This window comes from Methylobacterium thuringiense (assembly GCF_022179645.1).
GTDB classification, from domain to species: domain Bacteria; phylum Pseudomonadota; class Alphaproteobacteria; order Rhizobiales; family Beijerinckiaceae; genus Methylobacterium; species Methylobacterium thuringiense.
In genome coordinates this window covers 1-1,685 of sequence record NZ_BPRA01000034.1, presented here as the reverse complement: position 1 = coordinate 1,685, position 1,685 = coordinate 1, and the positions used below count along the sequence as shown (strand labels likewise).

Here is a 1,685-nt window from a genome sequence, read left to right as displayed (position 1 = left end):
GGGTCCAGGCCGTGTCAAAACTCGGGAATTGGGGCTTTTGCGGTCGGGTGACGTTCGGGTCTCGCGAGACTGGTCTGTTCATCGCGTCGAACGGGTTCTTACGGTCGGGAGACGGCCAGTTTTTGGTTGAAAGCGCCTACTGGACGGTCTCTGGGCCTCTTTGGCGGACGATCCGAGCCTTCGCTCAAGTGGGGATCGCCGCCAGGAGCTTCCGGCTTCCCAGGATGTTGAGAACTCGCGTCAGATTGTAGGCCAGGACCTGAAGCGCCATCTCGGTCGAGACGCGCGGCAGGGTCTTGGTCAGGAAGTGCGTGGCCCCCATCCGTGCTTTGAGCGTGCCGAAGGGATGCTCGACCGTCTCGCGCCGGACCCGCATGGCCAGCGGATCGGCGTCCAATCGGCGCTGCACCGTCTCCAGCACATCCTCATGCTCCCAGCGCGTCACCCGGCGCTCCTTGCCCGTCGTGCAGGCCGCCTTCATCGGGCAGGCCGAGCAAGCATTCGTCCAGTACCGATGCAGCGTCAGACCGTTCTCCACCGTGGTGCAGCGGTGGGGTAGCGTCTCGCCCGCCGGGCACAGGTAGACGTTCTGCGGAGGGCGGTAGAGGAAGTCCTCCTTACCGAAGCGTCCGGCGGCCTTGGCGCCCGAGGTCATCGGCCGGGGCAGCGTGACGGAGATGCCGGCGCGTTCGCAGGCTAGAATCTGTTCGCCGGAATAATAGCCCCGGTCGGCCACCGCATCGAGCGTATCCGTCTCCAGAGCCTGCTTGGCCCGCGCGGCCATTCCACTGAGCTGTGCCCGGTCCGAGCCGGCATTGGTCACTGCGTGCGAGACAATCAGATGATGCTCGGTCTCGACCGCCACCTGGACGTTGTAGCCCACCAGGCCCGACCCGCGCCCGCTGGTTGCCATCGATCGCGCGTCGGGATCGGTCAGCGAGATCTGCCGGTCGGGCGCCGCCTTCATCTGCTCCTCCAGGCCGGCCAACCGCTCCATCTCCTGCCCGAGGCGGGCGATCTTCTCCTTCAGCCGCACCACCTTGGCGGCCAGTTCCGGTGTGGGATCCTGACGATCGGCCGTGTCGAGCTGCGAGAGGTAGCGCGACACGCTCTCCTCGATCTGCTGGCGGCGCCGGTCGAGCTTTCCCTGCGTGAAGTTGCGGTCGCGGTTGTTGACCGCCTTGAACTTCGAGCCGTCGATCGCGACGCGCGTCCCCGTCAGAAGGCCCATCTCGCGGCACAAGGCGACAAAGCGGGCACAGACCCGCCCGATGGCCGGTCCGTTCTGACGGCGGAACTCGGCAATGGTCTTGTGATCGGGCGACAGCTGGCCCGTCAGCCACATGACCTCGACGTTGCGGCCCGCTTCACGCTCCAGACGTCGGCTCGACGGGACCCGGTTGAGATAGCCGTAGACGTAGAGCTTCAGGAGAGCTGCCGGATGGTAGCCCGGTCGTCCCGTCCGTGCCGCATCGACACCCGCGAAGCCGAGCGCGCCAAGATCCAGCGCATCCACGAAGGCATCGACCACGCGGACCGGATTGTCCTCGGCGATCCAGTCCTCGAGACAAGGCGGAAACAGCGTCGTCTGATCGCGCTCGGCACCGACAACAAACCGGCCCATGTCTACCTCCGGTCAGACCGAAGGAACGTACCATCATCGGGGTTTTGACACAGCCAGGGTC

General features: G+C 65.8%; 1 protein-coding gene. It reads right to left on the bottom strand.

Translation table 11 applies throughout. From position 1 onward, the window contains the following. Positions 1-184: 184 nt before the first annotated feature. A complete protein-coding gene (locus MFF07_RS22015; RefSeq protein WP_238232925.1) occupies positions 185-1,624 on the bottom strand; it encodes an IS1182 family transposase in 1,440 nt (479 codons plus the stop codon). Positions 1,625-1,685: the final 61 nt, after the last annotated feature.